This is a genomic window from Nonomuraea sp. NPDC049028 (assembly GCF_043197735.1).
Lineage (GTDB): Bacteria > Actinomycetota > Actinomycetes > Streptosporangiales > Streptosporangiaceae > Nonomuraea.
This window is the reverse complement of the sequence record NZ_JBICTR010000005.1, coordinates 185258-202679: the sequence shown is the minus strand read 5'-3', so window position 1 is coordinate 202679 and position 17422 is coordinate 185258. Positions and strand designations below refer to the sequence as shown.

13 protein-coding genes and 1 tRNA gene are annotated in these 17422 nt (G+C 69.4%); 11 read left to right on the top strand and 3 right to left on the bottom strand.

What is annotated here, in order from left to right:
• Positions 1-106 precede the first annotated feature (106 nt).
• Positions 107-784, bottom strand: coding sequence for a hypothetical protein (locus ACGFJ2_RS20520; protein ID WP_358176903.1), 678 nt, complete (start codon positions 782-784; stop codon positions 107-109).
• A 123-nt stretch (positions 785-907) separates the two neighbouring features.
• On the bottom strand, positions 908-2179 hold the full coding sequence (locus ACGFJ2_RS20515; protein WP_393470423.1) for a M20/M25/M40 family metallo-hydrolase: 1272 nt from the start codon (positions 2177-2179) through the stop codon (positions 908-910).
• A gap of 130 nt (positions 2180-2309) precedes the next feature.
• Between ACGFJ2_RS20515 and ACGFJ2_RS20510 the strand changes: the two genes are divergently transcribed.
• From ACGFJ2_RS20510 to ACGFJ2_RS20480, 7 genes are all read left to right on the top strand, one after another.
• Positions 2310-2395 (top strand) — tRNA-Leu (locus ACGFJ2_RS20510).
• A gap of 409 nt (positions 2396-2804) precedes the next feature.
• Positions 2805-3251 carry a hypothetical protein gene (locus tag ACGFJ2_RS20505; RefSeq protein ID WP_393470420.1) on the top strand — a complete coding sequence of 149 codons (447 nt, stop codon included), beginning with the start codon at positions 2805-2807 and terminating at the stop codon, positions 3249-3251.
• Between the two features lie 211 nt (positions 3252-3462).
• A complete protein-coding gene (locus tag ACGFJ2_RS20500; protein WP_393470417.1) occupies positions 3463-4767 on the top strand; it encodes a molybdopterin-dependent oxidoreductase in 1305 nt (434 codons plus the stop codon).
• 8 nt (positions 4768-4775) lie between these two features.
• On the top strand, positions 4776-5324 hold the full coding sequence (locus tag ACGFJ2_RS20495) for a hypothetical protein (protein WP_393470414.1): 549 nt from the start codon (positions 4776-4778) through the stop codon (positions 5322-5324).
• A 7-nt stretch (positions 5325-5331) separates the two neighbouring features.
• On the top strand, positions 5332-7152 hold the full coding sequence (locus tag ACGFJ2_RS20490; protein WP_358176396.1) for a glycoside hydrolase family 15 protein: 1821 nt from the start codon (positions 5332-5334) through the stop codon (positions 7150-7152).
• A 242-nt stretch (positions 7153-7394) separates the two neighbouring features.
• Entirely contained in the window at positions 7395-8288 is an 894-nt protein-coding gene (locus ACGFJ2_RS20485; protein ID WP_393470411.1) for an ATP-binding cassette domain-containing protein, read from the top strand.
• Entirely contained in the window at positions 8285-9874 is a 1590-nt protein-coding gene (locus tag ACGFJ2_RS20480) for an ABC transporter permease (protein WP_393470408.1), read from the top strand. The genes ACGFJ2_RS20485 and ACGFJ2_RS20480 overlap by 4 nt, the downstream gene beginning before the upstream one ends.
• Positions 9875-9954: 80 nt before the next feature.
• Here the strand turns inward: ACGFJ2_RS20480 and ACGFJ2_RS20475 are convergent, their stop codons facing one another.
• Positions 9955-11445 (bottom strand): aromatic amino acid ammonia-lyase, encoded by a 1491-nt coding sequence (locus ACGFJ2_RS20475; protein ID WP_393470405.1) that lies wholly within the window; start codon positions 11443-11445, stop codon positions 9955-9957.
• Between the two features lie 62 nt (positions 11446-11507).
• Here ACGFJ2_RS20475 and ACGFJ2_RS20470 point away from each other — a divergent pair, with 62 nt between their 5' ends.
• The 4 genes from ACGFJ2_RS20470 to ACGFJ2_RS20455 all read left to right on the top strand — a co-directional run bounded on the left by ACGFJ2_RS20470 (position 11508) and on the right by ACGFJ2_RS20455 (position 17282).
• A complete protein-coding gene (locus ACGFJ2_RS20470; protein ID WP_393470402.1) occupies positions 11508-13061 on the top strand; it encodes an NAD(P)-binding domain-containing protein in 1554 nt (517 codons plus the stop codon).
• Positions 13045-14544 carry a class I adenylate-forming enzyme family protein gene (locus ACGFJ2_RS20465; protein WP_393470400.1) on the top strand — a complete coding sequence of 500 codons (1500 nt, stop codon included), beginning with the start codon at positions 13045-13047 and terminating at the stop codon, positions 14542-14544. Before ACGFJ2_RS20470 ends, ACGFJ2_RS20465 begins: the two co-directional genes overlap by 17 nt.
• 1 nt (position 14545) lies before the next feature.
• A complete protein-coding gene (locus tag ACGFJ2_RS20460; RefSeq protein ID WP_393470397.1) occupies positions 14546-16168 on the top strand; it encodes an MFS transporter in 1623 nt (540 codons plus the stop codon).
• A gap of 358 nt (positions 16169-16526) precedes the next feature.
• The gene (locus ACGFJ2_RS20455; protein ID WP_357938623.1) at positions 16527-17282 is read left to right on the top strand and encodes a DinB family protein; all 756 of its coding nucleotides are present in this window, start codon (positions 16527-16529) and stop codon (positions 17280-17282) included.
• Positions 17283-17422 lie beyond the last annotated feature (140 nt).

The following is a 17422-nucleotide window of genomic DNA, read 5'->3' as shown; positions in this document are numbered from 1 at the left end:
CGGAGACCTCGGGGAATCGCGAACCAAGATGACTGACATGTCACCCGCTGGCGGAGGGGATCTAGCCGCGCTCCGCCGCCGTACTCATCGGAACCTGTGGCGGGGGTCAGTCAGGTGAGAAAGAAGGGTCATCCGCCGCTGTGCGGACGACCGGAGGAAGCACGGACGCCAAGGGGGCGCGCCGAGCCTCGATACGCGGGTCGAAGAAGGACCGCGCGATATCTCCCATGCTTGGCCCGAACGGGCCGCTGCCACCGCCGTTGGGCACCAGACCATTGGTGTCCAGGATGTCGGTCGCAGGAGAAGCAGGCGGCAGACCGGGATCGGACTGGCTGTTGAGCCCGTCGACCGTCCGCCCCGCCATCGCCTCGGCATTGTCCGACGCCGAGACCTTTCCAATCGCCTCGGCGTTGTCCCACGCCGAGACCTTTCCGATCATCTCGACGTTGTCCGACGCCGAGACCCTTCCGTCAGCCGTGGGGAAACCGTCCGTGATGGACCCGGCGACGGTGTGAGAGGTGCCAGCTGCTGTGGCCGTCCCTGTCGCCGCGGTGGAATCCGCGGCCGCCGGAGCGGCGAAGAGCAGTCCGAAGAGAACGGCGAGCAGCCATCCCGCGGCCAGCAGAACGCCGGCCGCGACTACTCGTGCGATGACCTGGCGGGCGCCGGCCGCGAACCGCGCCATCCGGGCGGCCCGATCGGCGATCGCATCCTCCGCGAAGATGATCACGGGCACGCGCCGGGAAGCGAGGGCGGGCATTGCCCGCCACCACCGCACCGGCATGCGTGCCACGTGAACCCTCCTTCAGAAGCACCAGGACCGACCTCACAATGTGAGGCCAGTCCGTGGACTCACCCCTCAACGATCCGTAACCGTAGCATCACTCAAGGTTGCCGCAAGGGTTTTTCAGCAGTGATCCAGGAAGCGGTCAAGCACCCGCACCCCAAACCTGAGCGAATCCACCGGCACCCGCTCGTCGACCCCATGGAACATCCCAGAGAAGTCCAGGTCCGCAGGCAATTTGAGCGGCGCGAACCCGTAGCCCCGGATTCCGAGCCTGCTGAACGACTTGAGGTCCGTCCCTCCGGACATCGTGTACGGCACGGCGCGCCCGGCCGGGTCCTCGGCCAGCAGCGCCTCCACCATGGCCGTCACCAGCGGCCCCTCGAAGCCGAACTCCAGCGCCACCTGGTGCTGCACGAACTCCCTCGTGACGTTGGGCCCGAGCAACTCGTCGACCGTGGCGAAGAACTCCTCCTCGAACCCCGGCAGGAACCGCCCGTCGATGGTCGCCGAGGCCGTCTGCGGCACCACGTTCGCCTTGTAACCGGCCTCCAGCATGGTCGGATTGACCGTGTTACGCAGCCCCGCGCCCAGCATCCTGGCCACCGGCCCCAGCTTGGCGATCGCGGCCTCGGCGTCGCCGCCGCCTATTTCCTCCAGGAACCTGGTCATGGTCGGCGTCAGCCGTACCGGCCACTCATACCGCCCCACGCGCGCCACGGCGTCGGCGAGCTCGGTCACGGCATTGTCCAGGTTGAGCATCGACCCGTGCCCGGCCCGGCCGTTCGCGGTCAGCCGCATCCACGCCATGCCCTTCTCCGCGGCCTCGATCAGGTAGAGCCGGTGATCCGCCCCGATCGACACGCTGAAGCCGCCGACCTCCCCGATCGCCTCCGTGACCCCCTCGAACACCTCCGGGTGCTCCTCGACCAGGAACTTCGCCCCGTACTCCCCACCCGCCTCCTCATCGGCGGTGAACATGAGCACCACGTCACGCTCGGGCCGGCGCCCCTCCCTGAGCCGCTGCCGCACGACCGCCAGGATCATCGCGTCCATGTCCTTCATGTCCACGGCCCCGCGCCCCCAGACGCACCCGTCGGCCACTTCCGCCGAGAGCGGATGATGCCGCCAGTCGCCCGCGTCGAACGGCACGACATCGAGATGCCCGTGCAACAGCAGCGCGTCACGGCCCGGATCGGTGCCCTCGATACGCGCGACGACGTTCGCCCGCCGATCGTCGCTCTCCAGGATCGTCACCTCGAGCCCTACCTCGGCGAGCTTCTCCGCGACGTACTCGGCCGCCGCCCTCTCCCCGGGCCCCGCGTTGTCGCCGGCGTTGGTCGAATCGATACGGATCAGATCACGGCACAGCTCGACGACCTCGTCCTCGGCCATGAAGGCTCCTTACGATCGGGTACGTATTGCCGTCTCATCCTCCCTCCGGAATCCTGGTATGACGCACCCCTCAGAGTTTGCTAACCTTACGGAGCCGACGCGGGATGACGGTCCCACGTGCAGGCACCAAGTCCGGGTGGCGGAATAGGCAGACGCGCTAGCTTGAGGTGCTAGTGCCCTTTGCGGGGCATGGGGGTTCAAGTCCCCCCTCGGACACGTAAGTTCTACATAGCTGGGTATTTCCGGGCATGACGGTACGTCACCCTGGCCCAGCCTTCGGCTGAAGCCCGGGTCAGGGCTTGCCGACCTTCCTCCTTCCAGCAGGCCGGAGACACCGGAGCACCGTGTCTTGTCCGCTACAAGTCAGCGGGCGGAATCCAGGATGACCTTCACCTCCCTTCGCACACCTCCCCTCGCACACCTCCCCTCGCACACCTCCCCTCGCACACCTCCCCTCGCGTGTCCGCCCACAGGGCGCGAGTCTCGGGAACGTAGACCAAGGCGATGCGGTCGGCGCGCAGACGGCCGATGATGTCCGCGACACCGAGCGGCAGAGCGCTGGTCGGCGAGATCAGGTCCGGCCAGCAGCACGTACAAGGCCGGCCTCGTGCACGCGGGCGGTGCGGTGAACAACATGCTTCCGGCCTATGTGGCGGTGGCGTTGCTCGCCGGTATCGGGATGGGCGGTTCGCGCGGGGCGGTGGCCGGTCTGCTGGTCCTGGCGCAGATCGCCGTCCTGGCCGTGAGTACCTTCGATGCCGACCGGATGGTCCCGGGCCCCGCTGACCGGCGCGTGGGTGAGCGGCTCCGCGCGTGGCTGGGTGAGTTCGACGGGCCGGTGGCGGTTTTCTCCGATCCGAGACCGAACGTGGTGGCCGGGATCCCGCCCTTGGCCCACCGAGCCGCCGGCGCCGACGTCCTGCGGGCACCGACCGCGCCGCCTGGGCGGAGCTCGAACGTAGCATCGCCCGCGCGGTGGCCGAACGGCGGTTCGCCGCGATCGTGGTCGGACGGCCGGCCGATCTCCGGGGATTTCCCCCGACCTGACGCGGTACTACCGCCGCTGCCCTGAGAGGCTCCTGGCGGACGTCCAGAAAGGGGTGTTCCGGCCGATCGGCGGGGCCCTCCGCCGCCTTCGACCTTGTGGCTCCCCCTGGGGCGAGGGTTCCTGCGCGGAGATCGCGCGACGGCTCGGGGGACCGCGGCGGCCGACGTCAGTCGGCCTAGTTATGCGATCCCGAATAGGGGTATTTCCGGCATAACACTTGTTTCGGGGTGATTCGGTGTCAGATCGGAAAAGCGTCACCGCTTGGCTGCGAGAACATCCCCCACCGGGCCCCTTCCGGCCGGAGTTCTGGCGCAGCCCGCTGCGCGGCCCGTGGCTGACCTCGGTTTTCGGCTTCGTCCTGCTGTTCGGGATCCCGATCATCGCGATCACCGGACTGGTGTCCTACGCCGCCTACGATCCGCAGCTGCCCATCAACGACACGACCCCCGAAAAGGAATGGCTGGGCTTCTACCTGTTCGACTGGCCAACACACCCGGCCTGGCTGTACCGGGTCACGCAGGGAGTGCACGTCGTCCTCGGGCTGACCTTGACCTCGGTGCTGCTGGCCAAGCTGTGGTCGGTGATACCGAAGCTGTTCACCTGGCCACCGGCCCGCTCCCCCGCCGAAGCCGTGGAGCGTGCCAGCCTGCTGCTCCTGGTCGGCGGCGCGGTGTTCGAGTTCGTCACCGGCATCCTGAACATCCAGCTCTTCTACGTCTTCCCATTCTCCTTCTACCCGGCCCATCTGTACGGGGCGTGGATCTTCCTCGCGGCCTTCGTCGTCCACGTCGCCTTCAAGCTGCCGAAGATGATCCGATCGCTGCGCTCGCGGAGCCTGCTCCATGAGCTGCGGACCGGACTGGAAGAGACCCGGCCGGAGCCACCCGATCCCGATGGCCTGGTTCCCCCGTCTCCGGCGGAGCCCACCATGTCCCGGCGAGGCGTGCTCGCCTTCGTCGGCGGCGCCTCGCTGCTCACCCTCGGCCTGTCCGTCGGCCAGACAATAGACGGACCGCTGCGCCGCACCGCGCTACTGGCCCCGCACGGACGGGTCTACGGCCCCGGCGCCAACGACTTTCAGGTGAACAAGTCCGCCACCGCCATGGGTGTCCATCTGGCGGACACCGGCCCGGCATGGAGGCTGGAGCTGGCCGGACCGCATCCGGCGCGCCTGAGCCGCGCCGAACTGCTGGCGATGCCGCTGCACACCTACGCGCTGCCGATCGCGTGCGTGGAGGGATGGTCCACCGAAGAGTCGTGGACGGGCGTACGGCTGGCCGATCTGGCCCGGCTGGCAGGGGTGGTGCCCGGCACGGCGGAGGTGCTCGTCGAATCCCTGCAACGCGGCGGCTCCTTCAGCCGGGCGTCGCTGAGCGCGGGTCAGGTGGCCGACCCCCGCTCCCTGCTCGCCTTGCGGGTCAACGGCGCCGATCTGTCCCTCGACCACGGCTATCCCGCCAGGATCATCGTCCCGAACGCCCCAGGCGTCCACAACACGAAATGGGTCCGCGAACTCAGCTTCCATCCGACGGCGAAATGAGTGACGACATGCCTTCCCGGATCCGCAGGAGGATGGCCAGCCGCTATGGGGCCGACCCGTTGCACCTGCTGGCGCTGCTCGCCTGCTTCGCCCTGGCCGGATACGCCGCGAGTCGCGTCGTCGCCGCGGGCATCTGGATCGGCTTCCTGGTGTGGTTCGTCGGCGCCGCGATCATCCACGACCTCCTGCTGTACCCGCTGTACGCCCTCGCCGACGTCGCCGCGCAACGGCGGCCGTGGCGTCGCCGCCGGCGACCGTCCGGCACCCCCACCTGGCCGCCACCGATCAATTACCTGCGCATACCGGGCGCGCTGTCCGGTCTGCTGTTCCTCATCTGGTTCCCCCTCATCCTCCGACTGGCCGAGGGCAACTACCAGCGGTCAACGGCGCTGGACACGAGCCCGTACCTCGGCCGCTGGCTGCTGGTCACCGGCGTGCTCTTCGCCGGATCCGCACTCGCCTACGCCATCCGGCTGCGCCGACACAAGGCCGCGGCTGAGCCGCGACGGCCCCGCCTTCGCGCACCGCAAGCCCCGCGATCCTCGCCGAGTGGATGAGGCGCCCTTGAGCACCAGGCCGATCAGCGACCACGCCCTGCTGGGGGACTGCCGATCCGCGGCCCTGGTCACCTCCGACGGCTCGGTGGACTGGCTCTGCATGCCGCGTTTCGACAGCCCATCGATCTTCGCCCGGCTGCTCGACGAGAACGCCGGGCACTGGTCCATCCGGCCCACCCGGCCCACGGAGATCACCCGCAGGTATCTTGACGACACCCTGGTGCTGGAGACCACCTTCCGTGGCCCCGACGGAACCGTGGTACTCGTGGACGCCCTCGCACTGGGCCACGGAGAACGCGGCCACTCGATGGGCGCGTCCTCACCCGGTGTTCTCCTGCGCCAGGTGACCTGCGTCGAGGGACGCGTGCCGGTAGAGGTGGTGTACGCGCCGAGGCCCGAGTTCGGGCTGGTCAAGCCACTGATAGAGCCGATCCGCGGCGGCCTGATCGCGCACGGCGGCGCCCACGTCCTCACCCTTTCGACACCCATCGACCTGCGGGTGAGCGGTGCGGTCGCCGACACCACCCACACCCTGCGAGCGGGAGAACGCCTGGGGCTGGCCCTGCGGGCCGGCTGGGCGTGGGGTCCAGAACAACCGCCGCTGAATCCCCGGTACATCCGCCGCCGCCTCAGGGACACCGTCACCGGCTGGCGCTCCTGGTCCCGGTTGCACGCGCGCTACCAAGGCCCCTGGCAAGACCAGGTCGGCCAGAGCGGCCGGGTGCTGCGAGCGCTGACGTTCGCCCCCACCGGGGCCATCGTCGCCGCGGCCACGACCTCCCTGCCCGAGAGCGTCGGCGGAGAGCGGAACTGGGACTACCGCTACACCTGGATCCGCGACACCAGCTTCACCCTGCAGGCACTGGCCACGGCGGCGTGCGAGATGGAGGAGACCGCATTCTTCGCCTTCCTCGCCCGCGCCTCGGCCAGCCAACTCGACCACGACGTCGACCTGCAGATCATGTACGGCGTCGGCGGCGAGCGGGACCTGAGCGAGCGACCCCTGACCCACCTGAGCGGCTGGCGGGGCAGCGCCCCGGTACGCGTCGGCAACGACGCCTGGCAGCAGCGCCAGATCGACATCTACGGGGAACTGCTCGACGCGGCCCACCAGATCTACCAGGACGCGGGCCCGATCGACACACTCACCCGCTCCTTCCTGACCGGCGTGGCCGACGCGGCCGCCCACCACTGGCGCGAGCCGGACCAGGGCATCTGGGAGATACGAGGCCCCAGCCGGCACTTCCTGCACTCAAAGCTCATGTGCTGGGTGGGCCTGGACCGGGCGATCGCCCTGGCACCTTTGCTGGACGCCACCAGCCGCGTCCCCGGCTGGACCCGCGACCGCGAGCAGATCCGCGCCGCGATCCTGACCCACGGATGGAACCAGCAGGTGGGCGCCTTCACCCAGACGTTCGCCGCAGCCGATCTGGACGCGTCCGTGCTGATGATGCCCATGGTCGGATTCCTGCCCGGCGACGACCCGCGCGTCCGAGCCACCATAGATGCCGTGGCCGCGCGCCTGACCGATGCCCGCGGCCTGGTGCACCGATACCACGCCGCCGACGGACTCCCGGGAGAGGAGGGCACGTTTCTGCTGTGCACCTTCTGGCTCGCCCACGCTCTGGCACTCGCAGGCGAGAGCGCCCCGGCCAAGCAGGCGTTCCAGACCGCGGCCTCATACGCCAACGACGTCGGCCTGCTGGCCGAGGAGGTCGACTCCGCCACAGGCGAACCCATCGGGAACTTCCCGCAAGCCTTCAGCCATATCGGCCTGGTCAACGCCGCCCGTGCCATCCGCGACACGACACAGCCGCCGGCTGGGTGACCACCCTCCATAACAAGGACCCGGTGAGCTCGTCCAGTGCCACCCTGGCTTCCTGCGGCTATCCAGTGGCCCTGCGCCGAGCTGATCGTTCAGCCGCGGGATCCGGGTCGAGGCCCCCGATGGCGCAATGGATTCGTTGAGGTATGTCTGGTGTGGAGGGGTCGGTGCTGTTAACGTCGATCCTGGAGCGCCGGGAAGTCTGGTCGGCAACGTCATATCGGACCGGCTTCAGGGAGGCGCCCATGCCGGGCAATCCTGCCATTCTCATCAGTGGGCTGACCAAGTCCTTCGGGCGCGTGCGCGCCCTGGACGGGCTCGATCTCACCGTGGAAACCGGCGAGGTCCACGGCTTCCTCGGCCCGAACGGCGCGGGCAAGACCACCACCTTGCGTATCCTGCTCGGCCTGCTGCGGGCCGGCTCCGGCCACGCCGAACTCCTCGGTGGCCACCCGTGGCGCGACGCGGTCGAGCTGCACCGGCGCCTGGCCTACGTACCCGGCGACGTCGTGCTCTGGCCGACGCTGTCCGGCGGCGAGGCCATCGACCTGCTCGGGCGCCTACGCGGCGGGCTCGACCAGCGGCGCAAGAAGGCGCTGCTGGAGCTCTTCGACCTCGACCCGACCAAGAAGGGCCGCGCCTACTCCAAAGGCAACCGGCAGAAGGTGGCCCTCGTCGCGGCCCTGGCCTCCGATGTGGAACTGCTGCTGCTGGACGAGCCGACCGCCGGGCTCGACCCGCTGATGGAGGCCGCCTTCCGCGAGTGCGTCACCGAGGAACGCGGCAACGGCCGTACGGTGCTGCTGTCCAGCCACATCCTGTCCGAGGTGGAGGCCCTGTGCGACCGGGTCACCATCGTCCGCGACGGCCGAGCCGTCGAGAGCGGCACCCTGGCGCAGTTACGCCACCTGACCCGCAGCTCCGTCACCGCCGAGCTGGACCGGATCCCCGACGGCCTGGCCGAGCTGGCGGGCGTGCACGAGCTGGCCGTCAGCGGCGCGCGCGTGCGCTTCGAGGTCGAGGCCGACCGGCTCGGCGGCGCGCTGCGACTGCTGACCGACGCGGGCGTACGTAGCCTGACCTGCCAGTCGCCTACGCTGGAAGAGTTGTTCCTGCGGCACTATCAGAGCGCGTCATGACAGGCACGTTCAAGCTGGTACGACTGGCGTTGCGCCGTGACCGCCTCCTGCTGCCGGTCTGGATCGTGATGATCACGGGTGTCGTCGCGGCCACCGCCGCGGCGATCGGCGAGCTCTACCCCGGCATGGCACAACGCCTCGCCCTGGGCGTCACCATCGGCTCGACCCCCGCGCTGCAGGCGCTCACCGGCCCGGTCTTCGACCCGACATCGGTGGGCGGACTGACCGCCTGGCGAGCGACCACCCTGGCCACCGGCCTGGCCGGCTTGATGAGCATCATGGTGGTGACCAGGCACACCCGCGCGGAGGAGGAAACCGGCCGCGCCGAGCTGATCGGGGCCTGCGCGGTCGGCCGCCACGCGATCCCGGCGGCCGCGGTGATCGTGGCAGGTGGCGCCAACCTCCTCATCGCGCTCCTGCTCACTGTGGCTCTGACCGGCCAAGGACTTCCCGGCTCCGGCGCGCTCGGGTTCGGGCTCGCGGTGGGCGGCACCGGGTGGGTGTTCACCGGCATCGCGGTGGTGGCCGCGCAGGTGACCGAGCATGCCCGCACCGCCAACGGGCTGGCCGTCTCGGTACTCGGCCTGGCCTATCTGCTGCGGGCTTCGGGTGACGCCGCCGGTGTCGAGGCGCTGGCGTGGCTGTCGCCGTTGGGCTGGGCTCAGCGGGTACGTGCCTTCGCCGGCGAACGCTGGTGGGTGGTCGGTCTGCTGGCGCTGGCCGGACTCGTCCTGGTCGGGCTGGCCGCGCTGCTGTCCAGGCGGCGAGATGTGGGCGCCGGACTGCTGCCGCCCCGGCTGGGCCCATCGGACGCGGCGCCGAGCCTGGCCGGTGCGCTCGCGCTGGCGTGGCGGTTGCAGCGGGGCGGGCTGCTGGGCTGGGTGATCGGCTTCGCGATCGGCGGGGCCATGTTCGGCTCGCTGGCCCAGAGCGTGGGCGACATCGTCAACGACAACCCTCAGCTCGCCGCGATCCTGGAGCGGATAGGCGGCGCGGGGGCGCTGGCGGACACCTTCCTGGCCGCCGTGATGAGGCTGCTCGGCCTGGCCGTGGGCGGTTTCGCCGTACAGGCCACGCTGCGGTTGCAGGGTGAAGAGGCCGGCGCCCGCGCCGAGCCCGTGCTGGCGGCGGCCGTACCCCGCCGGCGGTGGACGCTCAGCCACCTGGTCATCGCACTGGGCGGCACCCCGATCATCATCACGGCCGGCGGCCTGGCGGCCGGGCTGGCTCACGGCGTGCGAACGGGCGAGGTCGGCGAGCAGGTCCCCCGGCTACTCGGGGCGGCCTGGGTACAGGTGCCCGCAGCATGGGTACTGGCCGGGATCGCGATGCTGCTGTTCGGCCTGCTGCCCCGGCTGACCGCCCTGGCCTGGGCGGCTCTGGTGGCCTTCGCCCTGCTCGGCCAGCTCGGCGAGCTGCTCCAGCTCGATGACTGGATCAGGAACCTGTCGCCCTTCGCCCACCTCCCCCAGGTGCCCGGGGGCGAGGTGAGCGCCGCGCCGCTGCTCTGGTTGACCGCCGTCGCGTTGGCGCTCGTTCTGGCCGGTGTCACCGCCTTCCAGCGGCGCGACCTGGCCGGCAACTGACTCGTGGGAGATGTCCGGCAAATGCGAGACGAGGCGCCGTCCGCCATCCCCGGGGCTCTGCCGCACAGGATGGCGGGACTTCAGGGGAGTATCGCGGTGAGCAACCCACCGGCCTTGCGGACATCGGCGTCCAGCGGGCGGTCGGGATCGACGGGAGGGATCGCCTCGACCAGGGCGTCGAGGAGTGCCGCGCAGCCTGGGGCCGTGGGGCGGCGGGCGCCGACGTACGCTGCCTGCCGCAGTCCCACCGCCAGCGAGCCGCAGAGCAGGTGCAACAGGGCGGCCATGTCATAGGCGCGAAGGGCGGCCTGGGTACCGAACGGCACGACATCCTGGTTGTGCAGGTTGGTCGGCAGGCTCTGCATGCCGGCCGGAACGGCAGCGCGGCGGATCTCGGCGACGAACGCGGTCGTGGCGAGCTGTACGCCTTGCATCCCGTGTTGGCGGCCGGGCCCGGCGGCGAGCATCGGGGGGAGCCCGCCATTGCGGGCCGGGTCGACGAGGAGGTCGAGCTGCCGCTCGGCGAGGTTGCCGAGCTGAGCGGTGACCATCGCCAGGACATCGGCGGCGAACGCGGCCGGCTGCCCGAAGAAGTTACCGCCGTGCACCACCAGGTCGTCGTCGGGGAAGAACAGCGGGTTGTCGCTGACGCTGGACAGGTCGGCCTCGACGACACCGTCGACGTACCGCAGGGCGTCCTCGGCGGCGCCCAGCAGTTGCGGGGAGCAGCGAATGCTGTACGGCTCCTGCAGCGCACGTGTGCGGGACGGGCTGATCCCGGAAAGGGTCTTGCGCATGCCGTCGGCGACGTCGATCGCGCCGGGATGGCCATAGGCGTCGAGCAGACGCGGGTTGAGGAAGCCCGGGTCGCAGCCGAGCAGATCGACCAGCAGACAGGTGAGCGCCTGTATCGCGCGGTGGGAGGACCGGATGCTGTCCAGGGCCAGGGCGGTCGCGGCGGTGGTGAGGGAGGTGCCGTTGACGAGCGCGAGGGCATCCCGGCCGTCGAGCGTCAACGGGGTCAGCCCAGCATGGCGCAGCGCCTCGGCGGCGGGCATCCGCCGGCCGTCGACACACGCCTGTCCCCGGCCACGCAATGCCTGGGCGGCATAGGCGAGCGGGATCAGGTCTCCGCTCGCGCCGACCGAACCGTAGCGTGGGATCACCGGAACGAACGTCGTGGCGAACATCGCGGCCAGCCCGTCGACCACGTGAGCCGACACCCCGGACAGTCCCTGGGCGAGAGACCACACGCGCACGAGAATCGCGGCGCGGCTCACGTCATGGGCCAGATCCGGCCCCTGCCCGGCACCGAGGTGGGCCAGGGTGTTGTCACACTGGTCCGCCTCCTCGTCCCGGCCGGCGAACCCGACCAGGGCGCCGAAGCCGGTGGTCGCGCCGTAGACCGGGCGTTCCTCCTCCTTCAGCACGCCGCGCAGGTGGTCACGGCCGCGCTCGACGCGGCCGCGGACGGCCTCGTCGACCACGACGGACACCGGTGTCGCGGCGCGGTGCAGGTCGGCGGAGCGCAGCGGGGCGCTGAGGTTGATGGAGCCTTCGACGGCGGGCATGCCTGGACCATAGGCGGTGAATTCTCAGAATCCTCTGAGAATCCGTCCGTAGCTTCCGGATCATGGCTCATGACTATTTGATCATCGGGGCCGGACCGGCCGGGCTGCAGCTCGCCGCGCTGCTGGAACTGGGCGGTCACGACTATGTCGTCCTGGAACGCGGAGCCGGGCCGGGTACCTTCTTCACCCGGTTCCCACGGCACCGCCAGCTGATCTCCATCAACAAGGTGCACACCGGGTACGAGGACCCGGAGTTGCGGCTGCGGATGGACTGGAACTCGTTGCTCAGCGACGATCCGGAGCTGCTGTTCACCCGGTACAGCGAGCTGTACTTCCCGCAGGCCGACGATCTCGTGCGCTACCTGTCCGACTTCGCGTCGGCGACCGGCGTCCGGGTGCACTACGACACCCACGTCTCCCGGATCAGCCGGGACGACGATGGGTTCACCGCCGTCGACCTCGGTGGACGTTCATGGCGGGGCCGGCGGCTGGTCGTGGCCACCGGCGTCTCCCAGCCGTACATCCCGCCGATCCCCGGCATCGAGGCCACAGAACGCTACGACACGTTCGAGACCGACCCGGCGTCCTTCGTCGACCAGCGGGTCCTGGTGATCGGCAAGGGCAACTCGGGGTTCGAGACCGCCGAGGCACTCATGGCCAAGGCCGCGGTCATCCACGTCGCCGGGCCGCACTCCATCAAGATGGCCTGGCAGTCGCACTTCGTCGGGCACCTACGCGCGGTCAACAACAACTTCCTCGACAGTTACCAATTGAAGTCCCAGAACACGGTCCTCGACGGCACGGTGGAAAGCATCGAACGCCGTGATGACGGTCGCTACCGGGTGATGTTCCGCTACGCCCGTACCGTGGAAGCGCTGCGCGAGCTTTTCTACGACCGGGTGATCGTGTGCACCGGTTTCCGGTTCGACGCCTCGGCGTTCGACGACAGTTGCCGGCCGGCGCTGGTCATCAACGACCGTTTCCCCGAGCAGACGTCAGCGTATGAGTCGACCACCGTGCCCGGTCTGTACTTCGCCGGCACGCTCACCCAGCAGCGCGATTTCAAGAAGTCCACGAGCGGGTTCATCCACGGCTTCCGCTATGGGGTGCGTGCGCTCCACCGGATCCTGGCCACCCGCTACCACGGTGGGACCTGGCCTGCCAGGAAGGTCGAGCCGACCCCGGAGGCGATCAGCGACGCGATCATCGCCCGGGTCAACCGCTCTTCCGCGCTGTGGCAGCAGTTCGGCGTGCTCGGAGACGTGGTCACCGTTGAGGGCGACACCGCGCTGTACCAGGAGGAGGTCCCGGTGGCGTACGCCGCCGACGGCGGCCTCGGCCGTGCCCGGCACAGGTTCGTCGTCACCCTGGAGTACGGAAAGGATCACGACGCCGTCGACCCGTTCGACATCTCGATCCGGAGGGTCGTCGAGAACGACGTCGCCAACGCTCACGACGCGAACTACCTGCACCCGGTGGTGCGGCACTACCGAGAGGGGACGCCGACCGGCGTCCACCACCTCGCGGAGAACCTGGAGAACCAGTGGAACCTGCCGGAGGTGCACCAGCAGCCCCTGGCCGTCTTCGTCAAGGAGTGCCTTGCCGACGCCGGCTGAACCCTACCCGCGTTCCATTCTGGACCTCCTTGGCGCGGCTGGAGACCGATCCGTCTTCGAGCATGGTGCCCGTACCGTCACCGGCGCGCAGATGCTCGACCTCGTCCGGCGGATGGCCACCGGACTGCGCGCGGCGGCCATCGGGCCAGGGGACGGCCTCGCCATGCTGCTGGGCGTCACTGCCGAAGCGTTCGCCGCGATGATCGCCGGCTACGTCGTGGGGGCTCGGGTCGTCGGTGTGCGGCCCGGGCTGTCCGACGGCCAACTGCGCCACGTGCTCCACCAGGACGTCGCCGCGGTCGTGACCGACGCGGCCACCGGGCCGGAGCACGCTCCGCGCACCCTGACCGTCTCCGAGCTGCTGGCCGCACCCGACGAGGACGGTCCGCTGCACCTGTCCGGCCACCCGCACGACGTCGCCCGGCTCGTCTACACCAGCGGCAGCACCGGCACACCAAAGGCATGCGCACAGACTTACGCCGCGCTGAACGCGGCGTGGACGGCCCGCCCGGCGGCGTGGCCGCCGGCGATCCGAGAACTGGCGTCCCGCCTGCGGCGCTACCTCGTGTTCGGGTCGCTGAGCAGCCAAGTGATGATGGAGTACGGTGTCCTCACCCTTGCCGCGGGCGGGACCATGGTCGTCGCCGACCCGCCCGTGTTTCCCGACGCGATCACCAGACATCGGGCGTCCGCCAGCGTCATCACCGTGCCCCGCCTGTACAAACTCGTCGCCGCGCAGCGTAGCGCCCCGGCCGACCTGAGCAGCCTGCGGGCGCTCATGGTGTCCGGGTCGCCGCTGGAGGCGTCCCGGCTCCGCGAAGCACTCGATGTGCTCGGCCCGATCGTGTTCCAGGGCTACGGGCAGAGCGAGACCGGCACGATCTCCATGGCCAGGCCGTCAGATGTCGCCCCTTCGGTCGGGTTCCCGCCCGACGTCATCGACGTCGTGATCCGGGACGCGGACGGCAGGCCCGTCCCGCCCGGTGTCGACGGCGAGCTGTACGTCCGCACGCCCTCCCAGGCCACCGGGTACTGGGCCGAACCGACGCAGACCGCGGAGGTGTTCATCGACGGGTGGGTGCGCACCCGGGACCTGGGCCACTTCGACCAGGACGGGCGACTGTACCTGGTCGGGCGGACGCGGGACGTCATCATCGTCAACGCGAACCTCTACTACGCCGGTCCGATCGAGCGGGTACTGGCCGCTTCCCCTGACATCGCGGAGGCGTACGTGATCGGCGCCCCGGACGAGGACACCGGCGAGGCGGTGCACGCATTCGTGGTACCAGTGGCGAGCCGGGCCCTCGACCTCGCCTCGCTGCGGACACTGGTCAGCGAGCGACTCGGTGACGCATGCGTACCGGCGACCATCACCGTCATCGACGAGGCGCCGACGGCGCCGAACGGCAAACCGGACAAGCGCCTCCTGATGACCGCGATCCCCCGGACCGAGACCTGCCGGAAACCGCCAGAAGGGTACTGACGTGAGATCTACCTCGTACGAACATCCTCTGGCGTTCTGGTCCGGCGTAACGATCACCACGGTCGGCGTGCTGTTACAGCTGCCGAGCTACTTCATGGCCCATGACATGCACTATCACCTTGCCGGCATGCCCGTGACGACCGAGATGGCCGTCGGCATGGTCCTGCTGTTCATCGGCGTCGGCATCACCACCTACAGCCTGTTCCCGAAGTCCCGAGACAGCCGGCCCGAGCTGAGCAAGGTGAGCATCACCCCTCTCGACGACGCGCCGATCAGGCCCGCCCACATCGGGCTGCTCCTGGTCATGGCGGCCGCCATCACGATCGACGTGATGAAACCGACCGCCTTCGCGTTCCTCGCGCCCGGCGCCGCGGCGGAGTACGGGCTGCGCGGACCGCTGAACCCGACGGCGGACGCGCTGCCGATCGGCCTCTACCCGCTGGCCGGCATCTCCGGAACCATGATCGGCTCGTTCATCTGGGGATGGCTGGGCGATCGCATCGGCCGACGGGCGTCCATCCTGCTGGCGGCGATCATCTTCATCGCGACGTCGACGTGCGGCACCATGCCCGAGTTCTGGATGAACCTGATCACATGCTTCGTCATGGGTCTCGGCGTCGGCGGCATGCTGCCCCTCACCTTCGTGCTGCTCTCGGAGACGGTACCGAGGAGACATCGCGGCTGGATGATCGTGCTCATCGGCAGCGACATCGCCGGCGCCTACATCATCGTGAGCTGGCTGGCCTCCACCTGGGCCGCGCCGGACCAGCTCGGCTGGCGCCTGCTGTGGCTGATCGGCCTTCCCACCGGTCTCATCCTGCTGCTGCTGAACCGCTGGATCCCGGAGTCGCCGCGCTTCCTGATCAAGCAGGGCCGCGATGAGGAGGCCCAGTCCGTCATGCGCAAATACGGCGCCACCATCGTCGAGACGCCGTCCGAGCTCGCCGTCGAGCAGAACCTGGGACGCGGCTCCCGGCTGGCGTTCAGCAAGCCGTTCCTCGGCCTGACCGTCGTCGTCGTCCTGCTGGCCCTGAGCATCGGCACCACCCAGTACGGCTTCCAGCAGTGGATGCCGTCCAACCTCCAGCGGCTCGGCTTCTCCGAGGTGAACGCCAGCGAGATCCTCCGTAACGCCGCGATCATCGGGTTCCCGTTCAGCCTGCCGATCGCGCTGCTGTACGGATTCTGGAGCAGCAAGAAGACCATCATCCTCGTGACCGCGGTGATGGGCGGCTCCCTCGCCACCTTCGCGTTGCTGGGCGATCAGGTGGCCGCCAACCGCACTCTGCTGTACGTCCTGCTCGTCGTGCCGGTATGGGGAATCAGCATCCTGAACGCCGTGCTCGCCGCCTACACCGCGGAGATCTATCCGACCGTGATCCGCGCCCGCACCAGCGGTCTGTCCGCTGGCGCGACCAAGGCCGGTGGCGTGCTGATCCTGGCCCTGGTGGTCACCGCCGTCGCGATCCCTTCCGTACGAGTGACCGCCGCTGTCGGCGTCATCCCGATGGCCCTGGCCATGATCGCCCTCATCGCCTTCGGCCCGGAGACTCGGCACAAGCAACTCGAACGCATCACGGCCGAGGAGCTCATGCCGTCCTCCCGACGATCCGGCGAATTGTAGGCAGCTCCAGGCTGGGCGATCTTGTTCGCCGGGCACGAAGCGTCATCCCCCGCACCGCAGCCCCAGACCGAACGGTAACCTCTGTGATCTACAAATGAAGGGACCGATCTACGGCTCTACGGCCGCGTTCTTGATCCAGCGTCCCCAACGAGGACTGCGCGAGCGATGACCTTCCGGGACGGGAGAGCCCCATCTGGACGTCGGTTCTCTTGCGCCCAGCCCAGGCAGCCGCACCCGGCGCACGCCAGCCACCCGCGCTCGTCCTCTCACAGCCCGGCGCCGTACCCCGACGAACGACAGAACCCTCACGCTGTGCTGCGCACTGGCGCAGGCGGGACGGATGCGGGAAACTGCCTCGATGCCTGCTGACTACGCCCAGAGTGACCAGTTCCGTGGTGCCCGCATCCACCTATGCGATCTTGCCGGCCTTGAGATTCGCGATTGCGAGGTCAGCGGCCTGAAGATCGTGGACTGCTATGGGGGCGACGTCTACCTCGGTGGCGACTTCGAGCGTCTTGTTGTTAACGACGTCGACGTGACCGCCTATGTCGAGGCCGAGCTCGACCGGCAGCATCCCACGCGGGTGCTGGCGCGTGACGCCGCGTCCTGCGTCGACTACCGGGCTGCTTGGGATGCCATCGAGACGCAATGGGAGGCGACGCTCGACCGCGCCAGGCTTCTGCCCGAGGCCAAGCTGCACGAGCAGGTCAACGGCGAGTGGTCGTTCGTCCAGACCCAACGGCACCTGCTGATGGCCGGCGATGCCTGGCTTGGTAATGCCGTGCTCGAGGAGGATGCGCCGTACCACCCGTTGGGCCTTCCTCATGGCGGGATGCCGCCCGACGCAGCGGCGAAGCTCGGGCTCACCCTCGAAGCCACCCCGACGCTCGACGAGATACTCGTGCCGCGGCTCGCCCGCATGGCCACGATGCGGCGTGTCGTCGACGGGCTCACCGAGGCCGAGCTCGATCGGGTGTGTGGTCGCAAGCCGGCGGACCCATATCCCGACCAGGAGTACGTCGTGCGCCGCTGCCTCAAGGTGGTGCTCAAGGAAGAGGCCGAGCATCACCGTTATGCGGTACGCGACCTCGCCGTACTCGAGGCCGGTGCCTGAACCGGAGCAAGGTCGCGGGTCCCGCGGGCTGCCTCCGCCGACCGATTGCGTCGCACGGCTCACGACCGCGTCAAGGACGCTTCGCGCCGGGGCGGTACCGGAGTCGCCGAGGAGTTGGACGGCGCCGTGGGTGATGCGGG

What these genes read in the sequence shown, in the direction of transcription:
- ACGFJ2_RS20520 (WP_358176903.1), bottom strand. Translation starts at nt 784, where the DNA reads ATGCCGGTGCGGTGGTGGCGGGCAATGCCCGCCCTCGCTTCCCGGCGC.
- ACGFJ2_RS20515 (WP_393470423.1), bottom strand. Translation starts at nt 2,179, where the DNA reads ATGGCCGAGGACGAGGTCGTCGAGCTGTGCCGTGATCTGATCCGTATC.
- ACGFJ2_RS20495 (WP_393470414.1), top strand. Translation starts at nt 4,776, where the DNA reads ATGCCTTCCCGGATCCGCAGGAGGATGGCCAGCCGCTATGGGGCCGAC.
- ACGFJ2_RS20485 (WP_393470411.1), top strand. Translation starts at nt 7,395, where the DNA reads ATGCCGGGCAATCCTGCCATTCTCATCAGTGGGCTGACCAAGTCCTTC.
- ACGFJ2_RS20480 (WP_393470408.1), top strand. Translation starts at nt 8,285, where the DNA reads ATGACAGGCACGTTCAAGCTGGTACGACTGGCGTTGCGCCGTGACCGC.
- ACGFJ2_RS20475 (WP_393470405.1), bottom strand. Translation starts at nt 11,445, where the DNA reads ATGCCCGCCGTCGAAGGCTCCATCAACCTCAGCGCCCCGCTGCGCTCC.
- ACGFJ2_RS20470 (WP_393470402.1), top strand. Translation starts at nt 11,508, where the DNA reads ATGGCTCATGACTATTTGATCATCGGGGCCGGACCGGCCGGGCTGCAG.
- ACGFJ2_RS20455 (WP_357938623.1), top strand. Translation starts at nt 16,527, where the DNA reads ATGCCTGCTGACTACGCCCAGAGTGACCAGTTCCGTGGTGCCCGCATC.